This is a genomic window from Thiorhodococcus mannitoliphagus, assembly GCF_010915725.1.
Classification (GTDB): domain Bacteria; phylum Pseudomonadota; class Gammaproteobacteria; order Chromatiales; family Chromatiaceae; genus Thiorhodococcus; species Thiorhodococcus mannitoliphagus.
In genome coordinates this window covers 1-1298 of sequence record NZ_JAAIJR010000332.1, presented here as the reverse complement: position 1 = coordinate 1298, position 1298 = coordinate 1, and the positions used below count along the sequence as shown (strand labels likewise).

Sequence of the window (1298 nt, the reverse complement as noted above, 5' to 3'; positions counted from 1 at the left end):
AACACGCGCAACTGGGAGCCCGACACCACCGTCTTGCTCAATCCCGGGAAACCTCTGAAAACGGAGGCCAAAGCCACAGCAAACACCGCATGAAAAATGCGACAACTGTCTTGACATCCGCCGTCGTGAGCGTCGGGGGAGAAGGCGCATCCAGGTGGTGCGTCAGGTATGAATCGAGAAGGCGAGTGACCACGAACCCTCGTTGAGGTGTCGAAACTGAACAGCAGACATCAAAACCAGAGACCACAACTATCTCTGGGACAAGCCCATCGGGAGCCTGTGTACTGGGTGGGCGGTGTCCGGCATAGAGAGGGCGCGAACTCGATTCAGGCGCTTCGGTGGAACTGCGGGAACTCGGGCCATGATGCCAAGGGAGCCTGCCAAGCGACGAAAAGCGAGGCACAGAGTACCGATGCATGGTCCGAGGACGGACCGCCCCGTAGGAGCGTTGACGTGTCTGTAATGGATGCCGAGCAAAGGGGGCGGGTTGTTCCAGTTGCAACCTGGGTCAACTCCTGGCGGAGGATGAACCCCGGATGACAACAAAACCGTTTGTGATTCCCAAACGCCTGGTCTGGGAAGCGTACCAGCGCGTGAAGGCCAACCAAGGATCGGCGGGGATTGATGCGGTCTCAATCGACGCCTTCGATGAAGACCGCAACAGCCATCTGTATCGGATCTGGAATCGGCTCTCGTCCGGAAGCTACTTCCCGCCGCCTGTGAAAGCGGTGCCGATTCCGAAGAAAACCGGCGGAATGCGGATGTTAGGGGTACCCACAGTGGGTGATCGTATCGCCCAGACGGCGGCCGCCATGGTGTTGGAGCCGCTCTTGGAGCCCGTGTTTCACTCGGACTCCTACGGCTATCGGCCAGGCCAATCGGCGCATGAGGCGCTCGCCGTCACTCGCCAGCGTTGCTGGCAGTTCGATTGGGTTCTGGAGTACGACATCCGCGCGCTGTTCGATGAAATCGATCATCCCCTGTTGCTCAAAGCACTGCATCATCATTGCGATGAACGCTGGGTGTTGCTCCATGTGGAGCGCTGGCTCACGGCCCCGATCCAGGGGCCGGACGGAGCGGTGAAGGTGCGCACGAAAGGCGTCCCGCAAGGCGGACCGCTGTCGCTCATCCTCGCCAATCTGTTCCTACACTACGCCCTGGATCATTGGCTCGAACGTCACCACCCGGACAGGGCGCATTCCCAATTTTCCGTGTCATGTAGAGGCGGGTATGAAGGATGCATTTGCCATAGTTTTCAGTAAATTCCAGCGCCCGGCCTTGAAGTAGGCGCGAAGCAT

1 protein-coding gene is annotated in these 1298 nt (G+C 59.2%); it reads left to right on the top strand.

Features of this window, described 5'->3' with window-relative positions:
• Positions 1-536 precede the first annotated feature (536 nt).
• Positions 537-1262 carry a reverse transcriptase domain-containing protein gene (locus G3480_RS26675; protein ID WP_164657214.1) on the top strand — a complete coding sequence of 242 codons (726 nt, stop codon included), beginning with the start codon at positions 537-539 and terminating at the stop codon, positions 1260-1262.
• Positions 1263-1298 lie beyond the last annotated feature (36 nt).